The organism is Pseudomonas sp. McL0111 (assembly GCF_052567255.1).
Genome location: NZ_CP199585.1, coordinates 1,920,953 through 1,944,782, shown reverse-complemented (window position 1 = coordinate 1,944,782; position 23,830 = coordinate 1,920,953). Strand labels below are relative to the sequence as shown.

At 60.0% G+C, this 23,830-nt stretch carries 22 protein-coding genes; 11 read left to right on the top strand and 11 right to left on the bottom strand.

All coding sequences use genetic code 11. The features are described from left to right. The first annotated feature begins 9 nt into the window (after positions 1 to 9). Both coaD and ACTWLJ_RS08780 read left to right on the top strand, forming a co-directional pair. Positions 10 to 489: a pantetheine-phosphate adenylyltransferase gene (gene coaD / locus ACTWLJ_RS08785; RefSeq protein WP_003176711.1), complete on the top strand. Its 480-nt coding sequence runs from the start codon at positions 10 to 12 to the stop codon at positions 487 to 489. A 102-nt stretch (positions 490 to 591) separates the two neighbouring features. Further along, positions 592 to 843 (top strand): YfhL family 4Fe-4S dicluster ferredoxin, encoded by a 252-nt coding sequence (locus ACTWLJ_RS08780; protein WP_128873547.1) that lies wholly within the window; start codon positions 592 to 594, stop codon positions 841 to 843. A 131-nt stretch (positions 844 to 974) separates the two neighbouring features. On the opposite strand, the gene ACTWLJ_RS08775 is transcribed toward ACTWLJ_RS08780, so the two are convergent. The 3 genes from ACTWLJ_RS08775 to ACTWLJ_RS08765 all read right to left on the bottom strand — a co-directional run bounded on the left by ACTWLJ_RS08775 (position 975) and on the right by ACTWLJ_RS08765 (position 3,004). Continuing rightward, positions 975 to 1,298: a multidrug transporter gene (locus ACTWLJ_RS08775; RefSeq protein ID WP_445180567.1), complete on the bottom strand. Its 324-nt coding sequence runs from the start codon at positions 1,296 to 1,298 to the stop codon at positions 975 to 977. A 68-nt stretch (positions 1,299 to 1,366) separates the two neighbouring features. Further along, positions 1,367 to 2,179 carry a bifunctional DNA-formamidopyrimidine glycosylase/DNA-(apurinic or apyrimidinic site) lyase gene (gene mutM, locus ACTWLJ_RS08770; RefSeq protein WP_401213565.1) on the bottom strand — a complete coding sequence of 271 codons (813 nt, stop codon included), beginning with the start codon at positions 2,177 to 2,179 and terminating at the stop codon, positions 1,367 to 1,369. A gap of 12 nt (positions 2,180 to 2,191) precedes the next feature. Next, positions 2,192 to 3,004, bottom strand: coding sequence for an HDOD domain-containing protein (locus ACTWLJ_RS08765; protein ID WP_445181342.1), 813 nt, complete (start codon positions 3,002 to 3,004; stop codon positions 2,192 to 2,194). 227 nt (positions 3,005 to 3,231) lie between these two features. Between ACTWLJ_RS08765 and ACTWLJ_RS08760 the strand changes: the two genes are divergently transcribed. From ACTWLJ_RS08760 to ilvD, 6 genes are all read left to right on the top strand, one after another. Continuing rightward, positions 3,232 to 3,771, top strand: coding sequence for a type 1 glutamine amidotransferase domain-containing protein (locus tag ACTWLJ_RS08760; RefSeq protein ID WP_445180566.1), 540 nt, complete (start codon positions 3,232 to 3,234; stop codon positions 3,769 to 3,771). Between the two features lie 281 nt (positions 3,772 to 4,052). Further along, entirely contained in the window at positions 4,053 to 5,249 is a 1,197-nt protein-coding gene (locus ACTWLJ_RS08755) for a class I SAM-dependent rRNA methyltransferase (protein ID WP_401213560.1), read from the top strand. A gap of 445 nt (positions 5,250 to 5,694) precedes the next feature. After that, positions 5,695 to 6,765, top strand: coding sequence for a SagB family peptide dehydrogenase (locus tag ACTWLJ_RS08750; protein ID WP_445180565.1), 1,071 nt, complete (start codon positions 5,695 to 5,697; stop codon positions 6,763 to 6,765). Continuing rightward, on the top strand, positions 6,762 to 7,739 hold the full coding sequence (locus ACTWLJ_RS08745) for a diiron oxygenase (RefSeq protein WP_445180564.1): 978 nt from the start codon (positions 6,762 to 6,764) through the stop codon (positions 7,737 to 7,739). The genes ACTWLJ_RS08750 and ACTWLJ_RS08745 overlap by 4 nt, the downstream gene beginning before the upstream one ends. Beyond that, positions 7,732 to 8,964 (top strand): multidrug effflux MFS transporter, encoded by a 1,233-nt coding sequence (locus ACTWLJ_RS08740; protein ID WP_445180563.1) that lies wholly within the window; start codon positions 7,732 to 7,734, stop codon positions 8,962 to 8,964. The genes ACTWLJ_RS08745 and ACTWLJ_RS08740 overlap by 8 nt, the downstream gene beginning before the upstream one ends. Before the next feature lie 256 nt (positions 8,965 to 9,220). After that, a complete protein-coding gene (ilvD, locus tag ACTWLJ_RS08735) occupies positions 9,221 to 11,062 on the top strand; it encodes a dihydroxy-acid dehydratase (protein ID WP_445180562.1) in 1,842 nt (613 codons plus the stop codon). 164 nt (positions 11,063 to 11,226) lie between these two features. On the opposite strand, the gene ACTWLJ_RS08730 is transcribed toward ilvD, so the two are convergent. Further along, positions 11,227 to 12,288, bottom strand: a complete 1,062-nt coding sequence (locus tag ACTWLJ_RS08730) for a haloacid dehalogenase-like hydrolase (protein ID WP_445181341.1) — start codon at positions 12,286 to 12,288, stop codon at positions 11,227 to 11,229. Between the two features lie 253 nt (positions 12,289 to 12,541). Between ACTWLJ_RS08730 and ACTWLJ_RS08725 the strand changes: the two genes are divergently transcribed. After that, complete coding sequence (locus tag ACTWLJ_RS08725; protein ID WP_445180561.1) at positions 12,542 to 13,933, top strand: L-cystine transporter; 1,392 nt, start codon at positions 12,542 to 12,544, stop codon at positions 13,931 to 13,933. A 116-nt stretch (positions 13,934 to 14,049) separates the two neighbouring features. Here the strand turns inward: ACTWLJ_RS08725 and ACTWLJ_RS08720 are convergent, their stop codons facing one another. Then, complete coding sequence (locus ACTWLJ_RS08720) at positions 14,050 to 14,562, bottom strand: dihydrofolate reductase (protein ID WP_445180560.1); 513 nt, start codon at positions 14,560 to 14,562, stop codon at positions 14,050 to 14,052. 85 nt (positions 14,563 to 14,647) lie between these two features. Here ACTWLJ_RS08720 and ACTWLJ_RS08715 point away from each other — a divergent pair, with 85 nt between their 5' ends. Both ACTWLJ_RS08715 and ACTWLJ_RS08710 read left to right on the top strand, forming a co-directional pair. Further along, on the top strand, positions 14,648 to 16,021 hold the full coding sequence (locus tag ACTWLJ_RS08715) for a DUF2868 domain-containing protein (protein ID WP_445180559.1): 1,374 nt from the start codon (positions 14,648 to 14,650) through the stop codon (positions 16,019 to 16,021). Further along, on the top strand, positions 16,014 to 17,399 hold the full coding sequence (locus ACTWLJ_RS08710) for a GTPase/DUF3482 domain-containing protein (RefSeq protein ID WP_445180558.1): 1,386 nt from the start codon (positions 16,014 to 16,016) through the stop codon (positions 17,397 to 17,399). Before ACTWLJ_RS08715 ends, ACTWLJ_RS08710 begins: the two co-directional genes overlap by 8 nt. Here ACTWLJ_RS08710 and ACTWLJ_RS08705 read toward each other — a convergent pair. The 6 genes from ACTWLJ_RS08705 to ACTWLJ_RS08680 form a co-directional block, all read right to left on the bottom strand. Further along, on the bottom strand, positions 17,396 to 17,821 hold the full coding sequence (locus tag ACTWLJ_RS08705; protein WP_445180557.1) for a hypothetical protein: 426 nt from the start codon (positions 17,819 to 17,821) through the stop codon (positions 17,396 to 17,398). The two genes, ACTWLJ_RS08710 and ACTWLJ_RS08705, sit on opposite strands and share 4 nt — an antisense overlap. An 86-nt stretch (positions 17,822 to 17,907) precedes the next feature. Beyond that, positions 17,908 to 18,474 (bottom strand): phosphonate degradation HD-domain oxygenase, encoded by a 567-nt coding sequence (locus tag ACTWLJ_RS08700; RefSeq protein ID WP_445180556.1) that lies wholly within the window; start codon positions 18,472 to 18,474, stop codon positions 17,908 to 17,910. Next, positions 18,474 to 19,607: a TIGR03364 family FAD-dependent oxidoreductase gene (locus ACTWLJ_RS08695; protein ID WP_445180555.1), complete on the bottom strand. Its 1,134-nt coding sequence runs from the start codon at positions 19,605 to 19,607 to the stop codon at positions 18,474 to 18,476. Before ACTWLJ_RS08695 ends, ACTWLJ_RS08700 begins: the two co-directional genes overlap by 1 nt. A gap of 232 nt (positions 19,608 to 19,839) precedes the next feature. Beyond that, complete coding sequence (locus ACTWLJ_RS08690) at positions 19,840 to 20,865, bottom strand: putative 2-aminoethylphosphonate ABC transporter substrate-binding protein (protein WP_445180554.1); 1,026 nt, start codon at positions 20,863 to 20,865, stop codon at positions 19,840 to 19,842. 40 nt (positions 20,866 to 20,905) lie between these two features. After that, the gene (locus tag ACTWLJ_RS08685; protein WP_445180553.1) at positions 20,906 to 22,630 is read right to left on the bottom strand and encodes a putative 2-aminoethylphosphonate ABC transporter permease subunit; all 1,725 of its coding nucleotides are present in this window, start codon (positions 22,628 to 22,630) and stop codon (positions 20,906 to 20,908) included. Continuing rightward, positions 22,630 to 23,706 carry a putative 2-aminoethylphosphonate ABC transporter ATP-binding protein gene (locus ACTWLJ_RS08680; protein ID WP_445180552.1) on the bottom strand — a complete coding sequence of 359 codons (1,077 nt, stop codon included), beginning with the start codon at positions 23,704 to 23,706 and terminating at the stop codon, positions 22,630 to 22,632. Before ACTWLJ_RS08680 ends, ACTWLJ_RS08685 begins: the two co-directional genes overlap by 1 nt. Between the last annotated feature and the right edge of the window lie 124 nt (positions 23,707 to 23,830).

Below are 23,830 nucleotides of genomic sequence, written 5' to 3'. Positions count from 1 at the left end.
GACGACGCGATGAACCGAGTGTTGTACCCAGGTACCTTCGACCCTATTACCAAGGGCCATGGCGATCTGGTCGAACGCGCCTCGCGCCTGTTCGATCATGTGATCATTGCTGTCGCCGCCAGCCCGAAGAAAAACCCGCTGTTCCCGCTGGAACAACGGGTTGAACTGGCTCGCGAAGTGACCAAACACCTGCCGAACGTCGAAGTGGTCGGCTTCTCGACACTGCTGGCGCATTTCGCCAAAGAGCAGAACGCCAACGTGTTCCTGCGTGGCCTGCGAGCGGTGTCGGACTTCGAATACGAGTTCCAGCTGGCGAACATGAATCGCCAACTGGCACCGGATGTCGAGAGCCTGTTCCTCACGCCGTCCGAGCGTTATTCGTTCATTTCCTCGACGCTGGTGCGGGAAATCGCAGCCCTGGGCGGCGATATCACCAAATTCGTCCACCCGGCCGTGGCCGACGCGTTGACCCTGCGCTTCAAGAAGTAACGACCGTTCAAACGGCGCCCGCGTGCACTACGGGCGCCAATGCGGCACAATTGCGCGCATTGATTTATAGCGCCCGGGCCTGCCGCCCCGGCTGGAGTTAGCATGTCCCTGATCATCACCGACGATTGCATCAACTGCGACGTCTGCGAACCCGAGTGCCCGAACGCCGCCATTTCCCAGGGCGAAGAGATCTACGTGATCGACCCGAACCTGTGCACCCAGTGCGTCGGCCACTACGACGAGCCGCAGTGCCAGCAGGTCTGCCCGGTCGATTGCATCCCGCTGGACGAAGCGCATCCGGAGACTGAAGAGCAGTTGATGGAGAAGTACCACAAGATCACTGGCAAGGCCTGAGTCTATCTTCGCTTATTAGTCCTATCGCCAGCAGGCTGGCTCCCACAGGGGATTTGTGCCGATCACAATCCCTTGTGGGAGCCAGCCTGCTGGCGATGAGGCCTCAGCATCACTGCATTATTCAGATCAGCTCACTCCCGCTGCTCAAACCCCTCCCCCGTACACCCCAGACACCGCACGAACGCCGCTTTCGCCGGATCGACCACCAACGCCTGCCCCGCATCCCCGACGCCGCCGCCCAGCGCGGTAAATGGCAGCGACACCACAAACACCCCTGCACCGATCACCGTCGCCACCACCAATAAAGGTCGGGCAATCAGCAGATCGCCGATCATCGCGTAGGCAGGGGGATTCTGAATCGCATAGCGTGGATCACCGCTGCCGCTTTCCGTGGCCCCGGCGGGCAGACTGGAACACAGCAGCAGTGCGACAAGCAGGACTTGCAAGGATTTCATGGCACGATCCTTCGGGCTGAACAGTGAGACAACTCACTATAGACCGTAGGACTTTTTCGACTTCCTGCCTAACTTTGGCAGCGCGGGCAGAACACACTGGAGCGCTGACCCAGCTTCACTTCCCGCAGGCCGGTGCCGCAGACCTTGCAGTGTTCGTTGCCACGACCGTAGACAAACAGTTCCTGCTGGAAATACCCCGGCTGACCGTCGCCACCAATAAAGTCGCGCAACGTGGTGCCGCCGCGCTCGATAGCGGCAGCGAGGATGCGTTTGATCTCGATTGCCAGTTTCAGGTAACGCGCCCGGGAAATGCTCTTGGCCTCGCGGCGCGGGTCGATGCCGGCAGCGAACAGCGCTTCGGTCGCATAAATATTGCCGACGCCCACCACCACCGCGTTGTCCATGATGAACGGCTTGACCGCCATCGAACGCCCACGTGACAGCTGGAACAAGCGCTCGCCATCGAACAGATCGGTCAACGGCTCCGGCCCGAGGCGAATCAACAATTCGTGATTGAGCGGATCGGTACTCCAGAGCATCGCGCCGAAACGCCGTGGATCGGTGTAGCGCAGGGCCAGACCCGATTCCAGTTCGATATCGACATGCTCATGCTTGAGCGCCGGCAACCCGACTTCCACCAGCCGCAGATTGCCCGACATGCCCAAGTGGCTGATCAAGGTGCCGACTTCGGCGTTGATCAACAGATACTTGGCTCGCCGCTCGACCAGCACAATGCGTTGCCCGGACAGGCGCACATCGAGGTCTTCGGGGATCGGCCAGCGCAACCGCCGCTCACGCACGACAACCCGGCTGACCCGTTGGCCTTCCAGATGCGGGGCGATGCCCCGACGGGTGGTTTCGACTTCCGGCAGTTCAGGCATGGCGTCCTCGAATCAATGCGCGCCGAGGTCGCGGATCGTTTGTTTGAGCGTTTCGAAGTCGTAGTCCGACAGACCGACATAATCAAGCACCAGCGGACCGACCGCGTTCCACTCGAAATCTTCGGTCTGGTTGCCCAGCACTCGGTACGACGCGCAGATGTGCTCAGCCATTTTCAGAATCGCCAGCAGGTTTTTCAGTTGGCTATTGCGCGACGACTCGTCAGTGAAGATCGCCAGGGCGTTGTGGTGATTGGCGATAGCCGCACTCACATGCTCCGGCAGGCGCCACGACTTGGCCGTGTAGTAGCCGACCACCGCATGGTTGGTGTTGAACTCACGGTTCTCGGTATCGACCACTCGGCATTCAGGGCTGGCGTTGGCGTAAGCCTGTTCCAGCACCGACATATAGTTGGGGAAGCGCTGCAGCATCAACGGCACGCCGCAATCGTGGAACAGACCCAAGGCGTAGGCTTCATCGCCAGCCTGAGTGCCGATGCGTTTGGCCAGCGTCAGGCAGGTCATCGCGACGTCCTGAGCGGTGTCCCAGAAACGATTGAGTGTGACGATGGTGTCGTCGTTCATCTCGCCCTTGATCGACTGCGCGTTGATCAGGTTGATGATCGAACGGCTGCCCAGCAGATTCACTGCGCGCTGGATCGAAGTGATCTTGTTGCTCAGGCCGTAATACGGCGAGTTGACGATTTTCAGCAACGAGCCGGACAGGCCAGGGTCCTGGGCGATCAATTTGGCGATCACCTCCAGATCCGGGTCGGGCATGTACTGCTCCATTTGCAGATCCACCATGATCTGCGGCTGCGCCGGCACGCTGATGCCTTGCAGGGACTGTTGAATCTGTTCGGTGGTCAGCTCTTGGGACATAAGTACACACTCTGGGACAGGCGGGGATTCTAACCTCTAAAAACTGCAGGACGACATACCAGTGGGCAATTGTCAGGAACTTTCATTCACGCGCCGGCTTCGGAATCTGTAATGCCGAACGGTTGAATTCAGTTCCGTGCGACGGCAAATCCCGCAGACTCAGGAGCTTATAGATGGCCACTTCCCTCAACGGCAAACGTGTCGCTTTTTTGGTAACCGATGGTTTCGAACAGGTTGAATTGACTGGCCCCAAGCAAGCGCTGGAGCAGGCTGGTGCACAGGTCGACATCCTCTCGGCCGAAGCCGGCAAGGTCAAAGGCTGGAACCACGACAAACCGGCGGACGACTTCAAGGTAGACCAGACTTTCCAGGCCGCCAGCATCGAGCAGTACGATGCCGTGGTGTTGCCCGGCGGCGTGCAGAACTCCGACACTATTCGCATCGACCAGGATGCCCAGCATCTGGTCAAGACCGGAGCGTCCGCCGGCAAACCCATCGCGGTGATTTGCCATGGCAGTTGGTTGCTGATTTCTTCGGGACTGGTGAATGGCAAGACCATGACCAGCTACAAGACCGTCAAGGATGATCTGGTTAATGCCGGCGCGCACTGGGTGGATAAAGAAGTGGTCAAGGACGGCAACCTGATCAGCAGCCGAAACCCGGATGATATTCCGGCGTTCAGCCGCGAACTGATCACGGCCCTGTCAGCCTGATAAGGACGGTTCGGCTCCCACTGATCTATTGTGGTGAGGGGATTTATCCCCGTTCGGCTGCGCAGCAGTCGCAAAACCTGCCAGCGCGGTATATCAGATGTACCGTGCCGGACGGATTGGGACGGCTGCGCCGTCCAACGGGGATAAATCCCCTCGCCACAGGGCCTCTGTATAGCCACCCACCGCAGGCGTCCTGTGTATCCAACAGCCACATGTCCACTCGCCAGCCAATCGGGCAGTACAACACGCTATACTCCCGCTCTTTTTTCCGGAGCGACGTCATGTCCCTGCCTAGCCTGCGCCTCAAAGCCAACGCCGACCGACGCCTGCGAAACGGCCACTTGTGGGTCTACAGCAACGAAATCGACGTTGCCGCCACCCCTCTGAACGGCTTCAAGGCCGGCGATCAGGCCATCCTCGAAGCTGCCGGCGGCAAGCCGCTGGGCATCGTCGCGATGAGCCCGAACAACCTGATTTGCGCCCGTCTGCTGTCGCGCGACATCAAGCTGCCGCTGGACAAGTCGCTGCTGGTGCATCGCCTGAACGTCGCCCTGTCGCTGCGTGATCGCCTGTTCGACAAGCCGTTCTATCGTCTGGTCTACGGCGATTCCGACCTGCTGCCAGGTCTGGTGGTTGACCGTTTCGGCGACATCCTGGTGGTGCAGATCGCTTCAGCGACCATGGAAGCGCATAAAGAAGACGTGATCGCCGCACTGACTCAAGTGCTCAAGCCGAGCGGCATCCTGTTCAAGAACGACTCCGCCGCCCGTGATGCCGAAGGCCTCAACCGCTACGTCGAAACCGTGTTCGGCCTGGTGCCGGAGTGGGTTGCACTGGAAGAGAACGGCGTGAAGTTCGAAGCACCGGTGATTCAGGGCCAGAAAACCGGCTGGTTCTACGATCACCGCATGAACCGCGCCCGTCTGGCACCTTACGCCAAAGGCAAACGCGTGCTCGACCTGTACAGCTACATCGGTGGCTGGGGCGTGCAGGCTGCCGCATTCGGCGCCAGTGAAGTGTTCTGCGTCGATGCCTCGGCCTTCGCCCTCGACGGCGTCGAGCGCAACGCCGCGCTGAACGGCTTCGCCGAAAAAATGACCTGCATCGAAGGTGACGTGTTCGAGGCCTTGAAAGAACTCAAGGCCAGCGAAGAGCGCTTCGACGTGATCGTTGCCGATCCGCCCGCGTTCATCAAACGCAAGAAGGACCTGAAAAACGGTGAAGGCGCTTACCGTCGCCTGAACGAACAGGCCATGCGCCTGCTCAACAAGGACGGCATCCTGTTCAGCGCTTCGTGCTCCATGCACCTGCCGGAAGACGATCTGCAGAACATCCTGCTGACCAGCGCCCGTCACCTGGACCGCAACATCCAACTGCTGGAGCGTGGCGGTCAGGGCCCGGATCACCCGGTACACCCGGCCATCGCCGAGACCCGCTACATCAAAAGCATCACCTGCCGTCTGCTGCCAAACAGCTGATTGGCCTGAAAACGGGGAGCCCACGGGCTCCCCGCTTGCTGTCTGGCGATGCAACGTCGTCGGATTCACCCGCTGCGCATTTCTCTTCCTACAAATAACTTCCTACATACTTGCAGGAAATTTCTCCGCAACTTTAATTTAACGACATACAACTTACACAGCAGCTTTCGCCGTGCGACCACTCCGACAAAATTACTGGATTTTTCCTACTTAATAATCGCTTGCCATAAATCCATTACAAACTATTATTGAGTTGTCACCACGAGGTGGCACCCACAATTGATGAACAAGGAGTTCACACTATGAAAGCAATTACTCTGGAAGCTAACAAAATCGCAAACCTGGCTTTTCTGGTTGCCCCTAAAGCCCGTTAAGTAAGTCAGGACGCTGGGGAGTGCCGGCCCTCCAGTGTCCGCCCGACTGTAACCAGAGCGAGCCGACCCACATGCACATCAATCCTTTTCTGTTCATATTGCCGCGCACACCCGGACAAATAGTCTGGAACTATAAAGATCATGTTCAACATGAACTTGATGTCAATTACGCCTCCCGCCTTGCCAAACTTATCGACAACCCCAATATCTTCGACAGCCGCAACATAATAGACATACAACTATTAAATGCGGGAATCCTAACTATTACAAAACTAGACAACCCGCAATGGGGTTGGGATGAACTGTCGAAAATTTATCATATCGGCACTCAGAACATCCCGTGCGAACATACACCTCAAGATATTCATGAGTGGTCCAGACAATACCTCCAGCATTGCAATGAAGTGCTGACCACTCCGGCTCCCGAGCAACAACGTCCGCTTCAGGGTGATGGCCAGCGAATTCCCCTGCCCAAACCATTCGCATTGACTGACGACAGCCTGAACAACGCATTGCTCCAGCGCAAAACATGTCGCTCGTTCAATGGCGCAGCGATCACCCTCGATGACGTTGCCACCTTGTTATATCTGACCCTCGGTTATCTCCACGAACGTAAAAACGATCGCGACTCCAGCATCGCCGGTCTCGACGCCCGACGAAGCAGCCCTTCCGGTGGTGGCCTAAACGCGTGTGAAGGCTTTCTTCTGGTGCAGAACGTCACCGGTCTTGAGCCCGGCATTTACGCCTATCACCCGGCAGAGCACGCCCTGAGTCCAGTGAACCCGCTACCCGAACCGGCACTCGGCAATCTGTTGGCCGGCCAGCACTTCATCAACAACCTGCCGCTGGGGCTGTTCATCACCGCGCGATTCGACAAGCTCTGGTGGAAATACGAACACTCGCGGGCCTACCGAATGGCGTTCGTCGAGGCCGGACATCTGTCGCAATCCTTCCAACTGGTGGCGACGACACTGGGCCTCAATACCTGGCTGACCGGAGCGTTCGCCGACAGTCAGGTCGAAGCCCTGCTGAAGATTGAAAACAGTGCAGAACAGCCGTTGTTCTTCGTCGGTTGTGGTGCAAGCGACGGGCGAGCGATGTGCCAGGAAATGCAGGACCTGCTACAGGAGTCTTCGCCATGAAGGCGTTTACTTCCGGCGCGGATGAAAAACCACTGTCCTGGTCGCTTCAGTTCACGCTGGGCGACTGGAACACTCACGCCACAGTCCGCACCAGCCACCACGACTACCAATTACCGCCCGACGTGCAGCAACAACTGCTGACCCGATTCTGGTTCCCTCCGGCATTCCTGCCGTACCTGGCCCATCCGGCCATCGAAGCGGCTGGCACCGACGTCATGCATCGCCTGTCAGCTTGTCATCTGGTGCATTTTCTCGACTACACCACGTTGCTCGAACACCGCATCGTCAACCGCGCCGTCGAAACCATCATCCACGGCGAGTTGCCCGCATACGTTCCTCCGCGAATGAAAAATGCCGCGCTTCAGCTCTATACGGACGAGGGCTATCACGCGCTGTTTTCCAATCGACTCGCGGAACAGATCGCCAAGCTTTATGCCATCGCCGAGCGTCCGGTGATGCCTCTGCGCATCACCCGACTGAACGCGTTGATCGCCCGCACGCCGGAGAACAGCCGGCCACTGGCATGGTTTCTGCTCGGCTTCGTCTCGGAAACCATCATTGCCCGTGAGCTGCTCGACGTCTGTCGGGAAAGTCTGGTGAGCAGCGTAAGTGACATGTTGCGCGACCACCTCGCTGACGAAGCTCGCCACAGTCGCTACTTTTCTGAAGTGTTCCACTACCTCTGGTTGACCTTGAACGGTCGCCAGCGAGTGTTCGCTGCCAGAACCCTGCTGGATATCATCGTGACGTTTTTCGAGGTCGATGAGCGCTGGTTGAAACAAAGCCTGCGCGGTGTCGGTATCAGCGACAGTGCCACCCGGGAGATTCTCGACAGCGTGACCAGCGTCGGCGCCAGACGCCAGCGAGCCAGGGCTGGAGCCACCGCGACCCTTGAGGCATTGAGCAAAGCCGGATTCTTCGCACTACCCAACAACCTGAAACTTTTCGCCAGGGCAGGACTGATCGATGAATGAAGGAAGAACAGTGGTGACCGCCCGGCAACGACGCGGGGCTGTAAGCCTCTTGTTGGCGATGGTGCTCTTGGGCGTGTTTCCACTGGACGTCCTGCTTCCTTCATTTCCGGCGCTGGCCACGCACTTCGGACGCACCCCGGCGGATATCGCGCTGTCGATCAGCCTGTTCGCCGTCGGCATCGCCTTTGCTCAATTGCTGATCGGGCCGCTTTCCGATGTCATCGGCCGCAAAGGGCTGCTGCTTGCCGGCATGTGCGTGTCGATGCTCGGTGCGCTCGGCTGCGTGATGACCAGCGACTATTCGTTGTTCCTGATGTTTCGCGTGTTGCAGGCAATCGGTTGCGGCTGCTTCGTATTGTCCCAGGCCCTGGTCCAGGACCTGTTCGAGGGTGAGGAGCGTGATCGCCTGCGCATCCTGATGGTCACGGCTACAGGGATTTTCATCTCGGTGTCGCCGTTGGCCGGCACCTTTCTGCAAGCCACCCTCGGCTGGCGCGGCAGTTTCTGGCTGTTCACTGCGCTGGCTGTCGTGGTGCTAATCAAGGCCTGGCTGTTTCTGGAGAACACCCGCCCAGCCACCAGCAGCAATACGCTTAACTTCCTGGGTGCCTATCGAGGAGTGCTGGGGAGTTTCGACTTCGTTGGTTACTGGCTGATTTCAGCCTTTGCCTTCGCTTGCCACTTCTCGTTCATCGTCATCTCGCCACTGATCTTCATGGAACGCCTGCAACTCTCGGCTTATGACTTTTCGCTGATCCTGTTGATCTACGGCGCGGCCTATATCGTCGGCGGTGTCGCCGCCACAGTGCTGAGCCGACGAATCACCCCCGGCCAGCAGATCATTACCGGGCTGAGCCTGATCCTCATGGCAGGACTGGTGATGCTGTATCTGTCGAAATATTTTGCGCTGAGCCCAGCCACGGTACTGGTGCCCATGTTGATCTGCACCGCCGGCACCACCATTGCCCGCCCCGCTGCCACCTCCCGGGCCATGAGCCTGTTTCCCGAGATTGCCGGTACCTCGGCCTCGGCCGGCAGCACGATCATCTTCATTTGCGGCGGATTGATCAGTGCGCTGATCAGCCTCAGCCCGACCAACCTGCAATCGACGCTCGGTTACTGCTTTGTCCTGCTCAGTTGCGTGGCGCTGACACTAAATAGCAGGATCAGCCGTCGAGCAAAAACTGTCGAGGCCAGTCCGATAGCGCAGCCGGGCAGTGATTGAACCTGCCGGTCGTCATCGAATACCAACCGTCGGCACTGGAACAACGCTTTGTGGCATTCCCTCCAGACGCCAGCGGTGTAGAATCGGCGGATTCATCGCCATTCATCCCCCGGCGGGTTTATGAGCTCAGGCTGAGGCAAGCGGCGATCCCGCAAAGTCATCGGCAACTTCCGGACACACGGCTATTTCTGAGTGTTCCAGACGTCAATAGAAGCTCACTCCCCTTTGATACCTGATTAGCCGCCCGGAGTGTTCCATGCCAGATTACCGCTCGAAAACATCCACCCACGGCCGCAACATGGCCGGCGCCCGCGCACTGTGGCGCGCCACCGGGATGAAAGATGACGACTTCAAAAAGCCGATCATCGCCATTGCCAACTCCTTTACCCAGTTCGTTCCGGGCCATGTGCACCTGAAAGATCTCGGTCAACTGGTTGCCCGTGAAATCGAACGTGCCGGTGGCGTAGCGAAAGAATTCAACACCATCGCCGTGGATGACGGCATCGCCATGGGCCACGACGGCATGCTTTATTCGCTGCCGAGCCGCGAGATCATTGCCGACTCCGTCGAGTACATGGTCAACGCCCACTGCGCCGACGCGATTGTGTGCATCTCCAACTGCGACAAGATCACCCCGGGCATGCTGATGGCGGCCCTGCGTCTGAACATTCCGGTGATCTTCGTTTCCGGCGGCCCGATGGAAGCCGGCAAGACCAAACTCGCTTCCCACGGCCTCGACCTTGTCGACGCCATGGTGATCGCCGCCGACTCCAGCGCTTCTGACGAGAAAGTCGCTGAGTACGAGCGCAGCGCGTGCCCGACCTGCGGTTCGTGCTCCGGCATGTTCACCGCCAACTCGATGAACTGCCTGACCGAAGCCCTGGGCCTCGCACTGCCGGGCAACGGTTCGACCCTCGCCACCCACAGTGACCGCGAGCAGCTGTTCCTGCAGGCCGGCCGCACCATCGTCGAGCTGTGCAAGCGTTACTACACCGAGAACGACGAGTCGGTTCTGCCGCGCAACATCGCCAACTTCAAGGCGTTCGAGAACGCAATGATGCTCGACATCGCCATGGGCGGTTCGACCAACACCATCCTGCACTTGCTGGCTGCGGCCCAGGAAGCCGAGATCGATTTCGACCTGCGCGACATCGACCGTCTCTCGCGCACCGTTCCACAGCTGTGCAAAGTTGCGCCGAACATCCAGAAGTACCACATGGAAGACGTTCACCGCGCTGGCGGCATTTTCAGCATCCTCGGTTCGTTGGCCCGTGGCGGTCTGCTGCACACCGACCTGCCGACCGTACACAGCCGCAGCATGGAAGAAGCCATCGCCAAGTGGGACATCACCCAGACCACCGACGAAGCCGTGCATCACTTCTTCAAGGCTGGCCCGGGGGGCATTCCGACCCAGACCGCGTTCAGCCAGTCGACCCGTTGGGAAAGTCTCGACGACGACCGTGAAAACGGCTGCATCCGCAGCTTCGAGCACGCCTACTCCCAAGAAGGTGGCCTGGCCGTTCTGTACGGCAACATCGCTCTGGACGGCTGCGTAGTGAAAACCGCAGGCGTCGACGAGTCGATCCACGTCTTCGAAGGCAATGCAAAAATCTTCGAAAGCCAGGACAGCGCCGTTCGCGGCATCCTCGCTGACGAAGTGAAGGCCGGCGACATCGTGATCATCCGTTACGAAGGCCCGAAAGGCGGCCCGGGCATGCAGGAAATGCTCTACCCGACTTCGTACCTGAAATCCAAAGGCCTGGGCAAAGATTGCGCGTTGCTCACCGACGGTCGTTTCTCCGGCGGTACGTCAGGCCTGTCCATCGGCCACGCTTCGCCAGAAGCGGCTGCCGGTGGTGCAATCGGTCTGGTACAGGACGGCGACAAAGTCCTGATCGACATTCCAAACCGTTCGATCAACCTGTTGATCAGCGATGAGGAAATGGCTGCACGCCGTGCCGAACAGGACAAGAAAGGCTGGAAACCGGTGGAAGTGCGTCCACGCAAAGTGACCACCGCCCTGAAAGCCTACGCCCTGTTGGCCACCAGCGCCGACAAGGGCGCGGTGCGTAACAAAGCGATGCTCGACGGCCTGTAATCCTTAGCCGCCGGACAAAAAATGCCCCGCCAAGTGCGGGGCATTTTGTTTTCAGCTCGATTCAATGGGTAAATATGACTGCCCCATCGCGAGCAGGCTCACTCCTACAGGAAAACGCATTTCAATGTAGGAGTGAGCCTGCTCGCGATGAAGGCACCTCGGTCTTACTGGATCTCTTCAGGCTTGACGATCACCCAGTTCTTGTCCGCCGTAACCGGCAAACCTTCTTTGGCCTGGGCCGCAGCGTTCTTGGCCATCATGCCATTCAGTTGGGTCATGTATTTGTCTTTGCGGTTGACCCACAAATGGATGCCCCCCTTGGCCACATCCACACTGTGGAACAGCATGTAACCGTCGCTGGTCGGTGTATCGCCGCCCACCAGTACCGGTTTTTTCCATTCGTCGATGTAAGTGAGGATCGCCGCTTGTTTGCCGGCCATCCAGGTCGCCGGGGTCCACAGGTACGGCGTGAGTTCGAGGCCCATGTTGGCCTTCTCGTCATACTTGCCGGCAGTGATCTGCTTGCGAGCAGTCGTCAGTTCGCCGGTTTCGCGATTCTTCAGCAGCGTAGTCACGCCGATAACATTCTGCGGTTTGACGTTGTAGCCATACTTCGGATCGGCCGCGACCATGCGCACCAGTTCTTCCGAAGCGGCGGTCATCACATAAACCTCGATGCCGTTTTCCATCAACTTGTTGTACAACTCGACTTGCCCGGTGAAGATCTTCGGCGGCTGCACGTCGAGGTTTTTCACCACATCGCCGTCGTAATAAGTGGCCGGCACCGCTTTGCCAGAAGCCATCATTTCATCGACGTAGCCCTTGAGCTCTGTGAGGGTGAAGCCCGAGAACACCTGCGCTACCCACGGGTAGCAGACCATGTCGTCAACTTCGCAGAGGCGGTAGTAATAGCTGAACAGGCTTTCCTTGTGGTCGGCGGTGTCCTTGAACGGCATCAGTTTCAGCGAGGGATCGAGCTTGTCGCGGGTGATCAGGCCCTTGTTTTCCATGTACGGCAGCAGCGACTCTTCCAGGTCGTAGCGGTAACTGGTGTTGTCCATGTCGAACACCGCGTAGTTACCCTTGTTGGCATTGGCCGCGATCATCGCGTCCAGCGCCTTGGCCTGGTCGGCCGGCCAGTGTTTGAGATCGGTGGCGAATGCCTGTCCGGCAAAGCCCAGCCCTAACGTCAGTGCGACAGCCAGCATTTTCGGTGCGAACTTCATCGGCATGCTCCCTCATTGAAAGACACAGGTTCAAAGAGATCGACGCTAACAAATAAGTGTGACAGTCCTCGTCTGTCAGCGACCGAGCGCGTCCCTTTTGCGCCAGATGCATCCCTCTGAGCGACATTGGCTTATTCCAAAAACGACGGACGACCTGCCTTTTCGGTATTAAATCAATGGAAATCAAACTGTTAGGCTTGCCGGTTCGCAGCTGCCCAAGAATGTGGCTGGCACAAGTCTTATCGGAGTCTTCATGAATCTGCCGCTGATCCTCAATCTGCTGGTGTTCCTCGCCCTGCTCTTCGGTCTGGCGCAAACCCGCCATACCTCGTGGAGCCTGGCGAAAAAAGTCCTGCTCGCACTCGCCCTGGGCGTTGCCTTCGGTGTTGCGCTGCATACTATTTACGGTGCTGGCAACCCGGTGCTGAAAGCCTCGATCGGCTGGTTCGATCTGGTCGGCAACGGTTACGTGCAGTTGCTGCAAATGATCGTGATCCCGCTGGTGTTCGCCTCGATCCTCAGTGCCGTGGCGCGTCTGCATAATGCTTCGTCGCTGGGCAAGATCAGCTTCCTGACCATTGGCACCCTGCTGTTCACCACCGCGATTGCGGCGCTGATCGGTATCGGCCTGACCAATCTGTTCGGCCTCACCGCTGAAGGTCTGGTCGCCGGCACTCAGGAAATGGCCCGTCTGCAAACGATTCAGACCGACTACGCCGGCAAGGTTGCCGACCTGAATGTGCCGCAATTGCTGCTGTCGTTCATCCCGCAGAACCCGTTCGCCGATCTGGCCCGGGCCAAGCCGACGTCGATTATCAGCGTAGTGATCTTCGCTGCGTTCCTCGGGGTTGCCGCGCTGCAACTGCTCAAGGATGACGTCGAAAAAGGTCAGAAAGTGATCAACGCCATCGACACCCTGCAAGCCTGGGTGATGCGTCTGGTACGTCTGGTGATGAAGCTGACCCCGTATGGCGTGCTGGCGCTGATGACCAAGGTGGTCGCCGGTTCCAACCTGCAAGACATCATCAAACTCGGCAGTTTCGTGGTGGTGTCGTACCTCGGTCTGGGTCTGATGTTCGTGGTGCATGGCCTGCTGGTATCCGCCGCCGGGATTAACCCGCTGCGGTTCTTCCGCAAGATCTGGCCGGTGCTGACGTTCGCGTTCACCAGCCGCTCGAGCGCGGCGAGCATTCCGTTAAGCATCGAAGCGCAGACCCGTCGTCTGGGGATTCCGCAATCGGTCGCCAGTTTCGCCGCTTCGTTCGGTGCAACCATCGGCCAGAACGGCTGTGCAGGTCTGTACCCGGCGATGTTGGCGGTGATGGTGGCGCCGACTGTCGGCATCAATCCGCTGGACCCGCTGTGGATCGCGACGCTGGTGGCGATTGTGACCCTGAGCTCGGCCGGCGTGGCCGGTGTCGGTGGTGGCGCAACGTTTGCGGCACTGATCGTGCTGCCGGCGATGGGCTTGCCGGTTTCGCTGGTGGCGCTGCTGATTTCGGTTGAGCCGCTGATCGACATGGGTCGTACGGCGCTGAACGTGAGTGGTTCAATCACGGCGGGTGCGATTACCAGCCAGGTGATGCAACAGACTGATAAAGCGCTGCTGGATGCCGATGAGCATGCGGAGTTGGCGCAGGCTTGATCAGCGCCTGACAGACTGCTATCGCTGGCAAGCCAGCTCCCACAGGAATCTATGGTGTTCACACAATTTGTGATTCACCTTGGACACTGTGGGAGCTGGCTTGCCAGCGATGCTTTTTAAGCCTTTTCCCAGACTTCGAAGTTGTACGCGGGTTTGTCACCCTCGGCCGGATTCGGCACATTCGACACCAGTTTCCACTGGTTCAGATCGAACTCCGGAAACCACGCATCACCCTCCGGGCTCAGCGCAACGCGGGTCAGGTACAACCGGTCAGCCTGCGCCAATCCCTGCGCATACAACTGCGCGCCGCCAATCAGCATCAACTCATCGACGCCCTGCGCTTTCGCCCATTCTTCGGCGCGAACCACCGCTGCTTCCAGCGACGGATAAACCTCCGCACCTTCCAGCAACAGACCGGCCTGACGGCTGACCACGATGTTCAAGCGCCCTGGCAGCGGACGACCGAGCGAATCCCAGGTCTTGCGGCCCATGATGATCGGCTTGCCCAAGGTCGTGGCCTTGAAGTATTTGAAGTCCCCCGGCAGGTGCCAGGGCATGCTGTTATCGACGCCGATCACGCGGTTTTCACCGAGGGCTGCGATCAGGCTGAGGGGGAGTGATTTAGTCATGCCGGCGAGGATACCAGAGCCGCGCTTACCCCGATAAGCGCCACAGCGGTTATGCTCACGGCTCAATTAAGCGACGGGATGCCGCGTGACTGAACTGACTCAACTGCAAAACCTCTGGCTCACCGAAACCATTCGCCTGCGCGAAGAACACGCAGGCCCATTGGATGATCTGGAAGCCAATCGACTGGCCCGCACGGCTGGCGGCGATCTGCCGAGCCGCATTCAACGGCGTGCCTTGTGGCTGGCCGACCGCGACGGCTTGCGCGCGGCACTCTCGCACTGGCTGCAAGGCGCCCGCCTGGCGCTGGTGTTGCTGATGATTCTGGCCGTGTTGAGCGGCGCCGGTCTGGCGTTCGCCGCACTCGGCCAGACACCAGTCAATGTGTTCTGGGCTTTGGGCAGTCTGCTCGGGCTGAATCTGATCCTGCTGTTGAGCTGGGCGCTGGGATTGATTTTTGCCGGTGAACACGGCGCCACCCTCGGTCGCTTATGGATATGGCTCAGCGAAAAGCTCGCCCGCGACGCTAAAGCCGCGCAACTGGCGCCGGCCCTGCTGCTGATGCTGCAACGCAAGAAACTCAATCGTTGGGCACTCGGCACTCTGGTCAACGGACTGTGGCTGCTGGCGATGCTCAGCGCGCTGATCCTGTTGCTGACGCTGATGGCGACCCGGCGCTATGGCTTCGTCTGGGAAACCACGATTCTCAGCGCCGACACCTTTATCAACGTGACCCAAACCCTCGGCGCCCTGCCAGCGCTGCTCGGTTTCAATGTACCGACTGAAGCGATGATCCGCGCCAGCGGCGATGGCGCGCTGGACATCGAAAGCGCGCGTCAGGCCTGGGCGACATGGCTGGTCGGGGTGCTGGTGGTTTACGGCGTACTGCCGCGCCTGTTGCTGGCACTGTTGTGTTTCTGGCGCTGGAACAGCGGCAAAGCTGCGCTGCGTCTGGATCTGAATCTGCCCGGCTACGCGCAATTGCGCGAACGCCTGATGCCGACCAGCGAACGCCTCGGCATCAACGATGCTGCACCTGCGCAATTGCATCGGGTCGAAAGCGGCGTCAGCGAACATTCCAGCGACGGTGCGTTGCTGGTCGCCATCGAACTCGACGACCAGCGTCCATGGCCGCCAGCACTGCCGAAAACCGTGAGCAACGCCGGAATCCTCGACAGCCGCGAGTCCCGGAACAAACTGCTCGAACAGTTGAGCCGCTTCCCGCCGGCACGTCTGCTGATTGCCTGCGATCCACGGCGCTCGCCGGATCGCGGCAGCCTCGCGCTGATCGCCGAACTGGCGCGCAATGCTGCCGCAACTCGCATCTGGCTGCTGCAAGCACCGCCCGGCGAAGCACTGGACGCGGCACGTCTCGGCGACTGGCATTCAGCACTGCAACAGCTGGAATTGCCGTTCGCCGATTGTGCCCCGATGAACTGGCTGGAGAGCGGCCATGACTGATGCCCGGAAAGCCCCGCTGAAACTGGCGGTGGTCGGCCACACCAACGTCGGCAAGACTTCGTTGCTGCGCACCCTGACCCGCGACGTCGGGTTCGGCGAAGTCTCGCATCGCCCGAGCACCACGCGGCATGTTGAAGGCGCGCGGTTGTCGGTGGACGGCGAGCCGCTGCTCGAACTCTATGACACGCCAGGGCTGGAAGATGCCATCGCCCTGCTGGATTTTCTTGAGCGTCTGGAACGCCCCGGCGAACGCCTCGACGGCCCGGCGCGACTGGCGCGGTTTCTCGACGGTAGCGAGGCGCGCCAGCGCTTTGAACAGGAAGCCAAGGTATTGCGGCAACTGCTTGCCTCCGACGCCGGACTCTATGTGATCGACGCCCGCGAGCCAGTGTTGGCCAAGTACCGCGACGAACTGGAAGTGCTGGCCAGTTGCGGCAAACCGTTGCTGCCGGTGCTGAATTTCGTCAGCAGCGCCAACCATCGTGAACCGGATTGGCGTGAAGCGCTGGCGCGTCTTGGTCTGCATGCCTTGGTGCGTTTCGACAGCGTCGCGCCGCCGGAGGATGGCGAGCGACGGTTGTACGAAAGCCTTGCGCTGTTGTTGGAAAATGCTCGCCCTCAGTTGGAACGGTTGATCACCGACCAACAGGCTCAACGCCTCGCCCGCCAGCAAAGTGCGGCGCGGCTGATTGCCGAATTACTGATCGATTGCGCCGCTTGCCGACGCAGTGTGGTCAGCAACGCCGAGCAGGAGCAACAAGCGATCAGTGAACTGCGCAAAGCCGTGCGTCAGCGTGAACAACGCTGCGTCGAGGCGCTGCTCAAGCTGTACGCGTTTCGTCCACAGGACGCGGCGGCCAGTGATTTGCCGCTGCTCGATGGACGCTGGGGTGATGACCTGTTCAACCCGGAAACCCTCAAGCAACTCGGCGTGCGGGTTGGCGGCGGTATTGCTGCCGGTGCGGCGGCCGGGGCCGGGGTTGATTTGCTGGTCGGCGGCTTGACCCTCGGCGCGGCGGCACTGGCCGGGGCGATTGCCGGTGGAGCGCTGCAAACGGCGCGCAGTTATGGCAGCCGTTTGCTGGGCAAGATCAAAGGCCAGCGTGAATTGACCGTCGATGACAGCGTGTTGCGCCTGTTGGCGTTGCGTCAGCGGCAATTGCTGCAGGCACTGGAAGCTCGCGGACATGCGGCGATGGAGAGCATTCAGGTCGCCACGCCGCAAGGCAAGACCTGGCGCGAAGGCAAGTTGCCCGAAGCACTGAATATCGCCCGGGCCCATCCGCAGTGGTCGTCACTCAATCCACACCCAAAACTGAGCCAGGCCCAACGTCATGAGCAGATCGACGGATTAGTAAGCGAGGTGCTGGAACTCTAGATCCAGCCGAGCTTGAGGAACTGTTTGACCAACGCCGTGAGGCGATTGCGATCAGTGCGGTTAACGTGGCCATCGTTGTCGATGTCCGAAACCAGGCTCACCTCAAAGCCGCCATCATTGTCCAAATCATGGACAGCGGCTTTGTAGGCGAGCTTGTCACCGTCATGGAAATGCAATCTGACCGATTCCGGTGTGCCATCGCCACGCGGGTTCAGGGCAAAAATCCGCATGTGCCGACTCTCGCCATGCGCCGTATTGAACCAGGCACATTTCAGATAAGTCGTGGCGAAGCTGCGTAGTTGCCCCAGTTCGTGTTCCGAGGCTGCGCGCCAATCCTGTTCGTTGTCATGAAAGCGCAGAAGCACACTGTCCGCCGCGCCAGTGCCCAATGGGTCCTGGGCAATCACTTTCAAATACCGCATGTTTACGCTCCGTTGGCAAAAAACCAGTCTGGTCTGCTACGGGTAGCGCACGCCATGTACCCTTTCGCGAAATGGCGTAGGAAAGCTCAACTGACTTCGCGGGACAGCAGGGTCAGTGCCTTATGCTTCAGTAACTGCACATCAATCACCGGCACATTGATGTTTTTCGCCTGTTCATCCCACTGCCGCATCCGCAGACTGACCGCACACAAAGGGTCCTGCTCAAACGCATCCGCCTCAGCCTCAGTCATCACCCCGCCCTGATACTCCAGCGTCCTGCGGCTCGCTTCGCTCAGCCGAGCAAAATACCCCGCCTCCCTCAGTGTCAGATAACGCTTGGCCTGCACGTGATATTCCACCAGCCGCGCCATGCGCTCGCTGAACCCGGCCTCGCGCAGATAATCCGCGCCCAGCCGTTCATGGCTGACCACGCCATAGCCGCCCATGTTTTCCGCGCCCTCGGCAAACAAGTGGCCGATGTCGTGGAAGAACGCCGCCAGCACCACTTCGTCATCAAAGCCTTCGGCCATCGCCAGTTCGGCAGCCTGAGACATGTGCTCGATCTGCGACACCGGTTCGCCGATGTAATCGCTGGTACCAAAACGTTCGTACAAGCCGAATACCTTGGCGACGGTTTGCTCATGAGCTGCCATTAAATTTCCTCCAGCAAAGCTGCGATGTTGCGCTCGGCCATCGCCGGGCCGACGCTCATGCCGACGCCGGTGTGCATCAGCGCCACGCTCAACCCCGGCGCCGGCCGCAGGAACGAAAACGGCCCCGGCCCTCGGGAACCATAGACGCCCTGCCAGCGCTCGACCACCTGCACCTTGCAGCCTAGCGTCTGCTCGGCCAGTTCGAGCATCCAGTCGTCTACTTGCTCTGCGTTAAACGGCGACGGATCGCTGCCGTAATGGTGCGAGTCACCGATGATCAGTTCGCCGTAGGGCGTCGGGCTGATCAGCAAGTGAATGCCGTTGTCGTGCAGATGCGGTTGCTCGCGGAGGATCTGCGCTTGTACCGCAGCCGCTTCCGGTAAATCAGCGAAGGCGCCGTAATGCACGCAACTCAAACCGGTGAGCAACGCGTGTTGCAGATTCAGATCGGTCTGCGGGCGGGCGCGGAGCATTTGCAGGCGGCAGATTTGCGGGTCGAGCGCGGCAATCGGCTCGGCCAACAGCGTCTGATAATCATGGCCGGAACAGACGATGATCTGCTCCGCCGTGAAGGTCCCGGCAGTGCTGTGCAAGCGGCCCGGTTCAACGTCGCGCACCAGCGTCGAGAAGTGAAACTCGACGCCGAGGTCACGACGCAAATAGGCGATCAGCGCTGGAATCGCTTCCCGCGAATACAACTGTTGATCGTCCGTGCCGTGCAACGCGGCGCGGTGATGTCTGAACTGCCCGTGGTAGAGATCGCGTAATGCGGCGCCGCGCAGCAAGTCCACGCGATAGTCGTGTTCCACGGCACGGCCGGCGCAGAAAGCGTCGAGCAGATGCTCTTCGGCTTCGGTACGGGCGAATAGATACGAGCCGTTGCGCTTGATCTGCAGACCGGCGAGTTGCGCCCAGTCACCCCATATCTCGCGGCTGGCCTTGGCCAGTTCAAGCATCGGCCCCGGCGGTTGACCGGTAACCAGCGCCTGGCCGAAGTTGCGCACCGACGCGCCCAACGGCGTGGCAGTGCGTTCGAAAACCGTGACCTTGAGACCGCGCTTGGCGGCAGCATAGGCATGGGACAGGCCGAGAATGCCGGCGCCGACGATCAGCAAGTCGTTGTGTTGGGTCATTTAGAGGTGCTCTGAATGAGAGACCGCTTTCGCTGGCAAGCCAGCTCCCACAGGGTTTCATGGTGAACACAAATTCTGTGAACACCCTAAAGCCTGAGGGCTTTGTGGTGAACACAGTCTTTGTGCCCCCCAAAACCTGAGGGCTTTGTGATGGGCACACACTTTGTGAACACCTCAAAAACCTGTGGGAGCTGGCTTGCCAGCGAAGAGGCCCTGTCAGTCGATAAAGATCTTACTTGGCAACGACTTTCTCGGACTTGCCGTCATAACGCTTGCGCCATTCGGTCAGGATCTCGTCGCGATTCTTCGAGGCCCAGGCGAAGTCGTTCTTGATCAGACGCTGCTCGTAATCCGCTGGCAATTCAGTCTGCGGCTTGGCAATCCCAGGCTGCGCGAGAACAGCAAAGTTCTCTTTGTAGAGATCCATCGCTTCAGAGCTCGCGGAGAAGTCAGCCAGTTTCTTCGCCGCCTCTTCATGCGGCGTGCCCTTGATCACGGCAGTCGCTTCGATCTCCCAGCCCAGACCTTCCTTCGGCAGGATGATGTCCAGCGGCGCGCCCTGACGCTTGAGCTGTACGGCTGGATATTCGAAGGAAATCCCGATCGGGAATTCGCCCGACGCCGCCAGTTTGCAAGGCTTGGAACCGGAGTGAACGTACTGGCCGATGTTCTGGTGCAGACCGTCCATGTAGGCCCAGCCCTGTTTCTCGCCGAAGGTTTGCAGCCAGGCACTGACGTCGAGGAAACCGGTGCCGGACGAGGCCGGGTTGGGCATGACGATCTTGCCCTTGTACTCAGGCTTGGTCAGATCCTGCCAGCTCACCGGTTTGCTCAGGCCCTGCTTTTCGGCCTCGACGGTGTTGAAGCAAATGGTCGCAGCCCAGACGTCCATGCCGACCCAGGCTGGCGGGTTGGCGGCGTCGCGGTAGTTCGCGCCGATCTTGCCCAGATCCTTCGGTGCGTAGCTTTGCAGCATGCCTTGCTGATCGAGAATCGCCAGGCTCGAAGCGGCCAGACCCCACACCGCGTCAGCCTGCGGGCGGGCCTTTTCGGCCAGCAGTTTGGCGGTGATGATGCCGGTGGAATCACGTACCCATTTGATCTCGACCTCCGGGTTGGCCTTTTCGAACGCGGCCTTGTAGGCAGTCAATTGCTCAGCTTCGAGGGCGGTGTACACCGTCAACTCGGTTTTCGCCGCGAAGGCGTTCAGGCTGAAAGTAGCGAGCACAGCAGCGGCCAGGGCCATAGGCTTGAACATGATCGGTTTCCTGTCTTTTGAGTTGAGGGGTTTGGGCAAATCAGTGACCGGGCGCGGTTTGCCGCCAGGCTTGAGAACGGCGCAGCAAGCCGCGCGAAGCCCACGCCAGCAGCAAGGACACGCCCGCCGAGGTGAACAGAATCAGGGTCGACATCGCCGCCGCGCCGCCAACGTTGCCGGCGTCATCCATGTTCAGCACCGCGACTGCCGCGAGGATGGTGTCGGGGCTGTAGAGGAAGATCGCCGCGGAAACAGTGGTCATCGCCGAGACGAACAGGTAGCGCACGATGTCCAGCAGCGCCGGCAGGCAAATCGGCAGGGTGACGCGCAGGTAATGCCGATACAGCGGCGCCTTGAGCGACAGCGCGGCGGCTTCGAACTCGGCGTCGAGCTGGCGCAGCGCAGTGGTCGCGGTCATTTGCGCGGTGGTCAGATAGTGCGCAATGGTGCAGACGATCAGCAGCGTCATCGTCCCGTAGAGCACGTGCAGCGGATTGCCGGTGAGGTTGAAGAAGAAAACGTAGCCCAGACCGAGCACCAGCCCCGGCACCGCCATCGGCACAAAACTGAGCATGCGCAGCGCCAGATTGAGGCCGCGCTGGCCACGGGTTTTCTCCATCAGATAGGCGCCGGTGAAGATCAGCACGCTGCCGATCAGCGCCGTGCCCAAGGCCATTTTCAGACTGTTGCTATAGGCCAGCCAGCCACCGCCAGCGGTTTCGTTGAACTGATAGTGATTGAGCGACAGCGACAGGTTGTACGGCCAGAACTTCACCAAAGACGAGAACACCGCCATGCCGAACACCAGCAGCAACGCCGCGCTGATCAGCAACACGATGACCAGATAACAGGCGTCACGACGTTTCGACGGCGCCGGTTTGAACACCTGGGCGCGGCCACTCATGGAATCGCCATGACGCCGACGCAACCAGGCATCGACCCCGAAACTGAACAGCGCTGGCAGCAACAGCACCATGCCGATCAACGCGCCGCGACCGAATTGCTGCTGGCCGACCACGGCTTTGTAGGCTTCCAGCGCCAGCACTTGGTAATCGCCACCGACGACCACAGGCACCCCGAAATCGGTGATGGTCAGGGTGAACACCAGACAGAACGCGGCGAACACCGCTTGCCGAGTGGCCGGCCAGGTGATGCTGCGAAAGGCTTTCGCCGGACTGGCGCCCATGCTCGAAGCGGCGTCGAACAATCGCGCATCCGCCAGCGACAGCGCCGACAACAGGATCATCAGCGCATGCGGAAAGGTGTAAATCACCTCACCGAGCACGATGCCCCAGAAACCGTAGATGTTGTCCGAGAGCAACCCGCGCAACATGCCCTGATTGCCGAACAGATAGACCAGTGCAATCCCCGGCAGCATCGACGGTGCCATCAGCGGCAGCAGGGAAATCCCGCGCCAGATGCCTTTGCCGGGAATCAGCGTGCGTTGCAGCGCGTAGGCAAACAGGTAGGCCAGTGGTACGACGATGGCCGCAACGCTGAGGGAAACTTTCAGGCTGTTGCCGAGCAGCCAGTGGAAATTCTCGCTGGTCACCAGCTCTTTCGCGGCGAGCAAACCACCGCCCTGCCCGGCCTCACTGCTGAAACCGCGCCAGAAGATCGCCAGCAACGGCATCAGTACCGCCACGCCGAGTAACACCAGCAGGAGGATTTTGCCGCCGAGCACAAAGATCCGGTCGCCGATCTCGGCACGGGAAGTCTGCTGCACGCGCTTGTGCGGTAGCGGCAGGGCGAGGTTCGCGCTCATCAGGCAAACACCTGCAAGCTGCGCGGCGGCAAGGCGACCATGATCTGCTGCGCGCCGAGGCGCGGCATGGCTTCCGGAGCGAGTTCGGCGAGCAGCGAGTGGCCCGGCAACTGATCGAGTTCGAAGCTCATGCGGCAGCGATTGCCGAGGAACGTGATCTCGCGCACCTTGGCCGGGAACAGGTTTTCCTCATGCACCAGCGGGTTGACGCTGATCGCTTCCGGGCGGCAGAACAGTCGGCCCGAGGCACCGCTGACGCTGCCGTCGGCCAGACGCACATCCATTCCACCAACCCGGGCGTGGCTGTCGCTGCTGCGCTGGAATGGCAGCCAGTTGCCCTGCCCGACGAACTCGGCCACAAACGGCGTGGCCGGGAGGTTGTAGATTTCCTGCGGCGTGGCGTATTGCTCGACCCGGCCGTTGTTCATCACGGCGATGCGGTCGGCCATCAGCATGGCCTCATCCTGATTGTGGGTGACCATCAGCGTGGTGATGCCCAGATTGCGCTGCAACTGACGCAGCTCGGTGCACAGATGCTCGCGCACCCGGGCGTCGAGGGCCGACATCGGTTCGTCGAGCAGCAACAGTGACGGCGCCGGGGCCAGGGCGCGCGCCAAAGCCACGCGCTGTTGTTGGCCGCCGGACAATTGGCCGGGGTACTTTTTCTCACTGCCGGTGAGGCCGACCAGTTCCAGCATCTGCCCGACGCGACGGCGTACTTCGTCGCGACCACTGCCGGCGAGGCCGTAGGCAATGTTCGCTTCGACCGTCAGGTTGGGGAACAGCGCGTAGGACTGGAACAGAATCCCGTAGTCCCGGGCCTGCGGTGCGAGGTGCGAAACGTCGCGATCGCCAAGGTACAACTCGCCGCTGTCCTGCTTTTCCAGACCGGCGATGCAGCGCAGCAGGGTGGTTTTGCCGCAACCCGACGGGCCGAGCAGACACACCAGCTCTCCGGCCTTCACATCGAGCGAGACGTTATCCAGTGCGGTGAAGGCGCCAAAGCGCTTCTGCACGCCGCGCACTTTCATCGGCGCACCGGGGTTGGTCAGGGCAGTTGCGATTGCAGGGTTCATGGACAGGCCTCATCGAGCAGATGCAGGCCATCCTAGAGTTGTAATGCGTCCGTCATGTGGCAGTAAGGCAAAAACGGCTGATAGTGGTATTCGGGGATTTTGGTTCAGATGATGTGGCGACTGA

Excerpts from the sequence above, each read along its gene's own strand:
- ACTWLJ_RS08705 (WP_445180557.1), bottom strand. The coding sequence starts at position 17,821 with ATGCGGTATTTGAAAGTGATTGCCCAGGACCCATTGGGCACTGGCGCG.
- ACTWLJ_RS08750 (WP_445180565.1), top strand. The coding sequence starts at position 5,695 with ATGCACATCAATCCTTTTCTGTTCATATTGCCGCGCACACCCGGACAA.
- ACTWLJ_RS08780 (WP_128873547.1), top strand. The coding sequence starts at position 592 with ATGTCCCTGATCATCACCGACGATTGCATCAACTGCGACGTCTGCGAA.
- ACTWLJ_RS08720 (WP_445180560.1), bottom strand. The coding sequence starts at position 14,562 with ATGACTAAATCACTCCCCCTCAGCCTGATCGCAGCCCTCGGTGAAAAC.
- ACTWLJ_RS08775 (WP_445180567.1), bottom strand. The coding sequence starts at position 1,298 with ATGAAATCCTTGCAAGTCCTGCTTGTCGCACTGCTGCTGTGTTCCAGT.
- ACTWLJ_RS08680 (WP_445180552.1), bottom strand. The coding sequence starts at position 23,706 with ATGAACCCTGCAATCGCAACTGCCCTGACCAACCCCGGTGCGCCGATG.
- ACTWLJ_RS08700 (WP_445180556.1), bottom strand. The coding sequence starts at position 18,474 with ATGGCAGCTCATGAGCAAACCGTCGCCAAGGTATTCGGCTTGTACGAA.
- mutM (WP_401213565.1), bottom strand. The coding sequence starts at position 2,179 with ATGCCTGAACTGCCGGAAGTCGAAACCACCCGTCGGGGCATCGCCCCG.
- ACTWLJ_RS08760 (WP_445180566.1), top strand. The coding sequence starts at position 3,232 with ATGGCCACTTCCCTCAACGGCAAACGTGTCGCTTTTTTGGTAACCGAT.
- ACTWLJ_RS08710 (WP_445180558.1), top strand. The coding sequence starts at position 16,014 with ATGACTGATGCCCGGAAAGCCCCGCTGAAACTGGCGGTGGTCGGCCAC.
- ACTWLJ_RS08695 (WP_445180555.1), bottom strand. The coding sequence starts at position 19,607 with ATGACCCAACACAACGACTTGCTGATCGTCGGCGCCGGCATTCTCGGC.
- ACTWLJ_RS08745 (WP_445180564.1), top strand. The coding sequence starts at position 6,762 with ATGAAGGCGTTTACTTCCGGCGCGGATGAAAAACCACTGTCCTGGTCG.
- ACTWLJ_RS08740 (WP_445180563.1), top strand. The coding sequence starts at position 7,732 with ATGAATGAAGGAAGAACAGTGGTGACCGCCCGGCAACGACGCGGGGCT.
- ACTWLJ_RS08690 (WP_445180554.1), bottom strand. The coding sequence starts at position 20,865 with ATGTTCAAGCCTATGGCCCTGGCCGCTGCTGTGCTCGCTACTTTCAGC.
- ilvD (WP_445180562.1), top strand. The coding sequence starts at position 9,221 with ATGCCAGATTACCGCTCGAAAACATCCACCCACGGCCGCAACATGGCC.
- ACTWLJ_RS08730 (WP_445181341.1), bottom strand. The coding sequence starts at position 12,288 with ATGAAGTTCGCACCGAAAATGCTGGCTGTCGCACTGACGTTAGGGCTG.
- coaD (WP_003176711.1), top strand. The coding sequence starts at position 10 with ATGAACCGAGTGTTGTACCCAGGTACCTTCGACCCTATTACCAAGGGC.
- ACTWLJ_RS08685 (WP_445180553.1), bottom strand. The coding sequence starts at position 22,630 with ATGAGCGCGAACCTCGCCCTGCCGCTACCGCACAAGCGCGTGCAGCAG.
- ACTWLJ_RS08725 (WP_445180561.1), top strand. The coding sequence starts at position 12,542 with ATGAATCTGCCGCTGATCCTCAATCTGCTGGTGTTCCTCGCCCTGCTC.
- ACTWLJ_RS08755 (WP_401213560.1), top strand. The coding sequence starts at position 4,053 with ATGTCCCTGCCTAGCCTGCGCCTCAAAGCCAACGCCGACCGACGCCTG.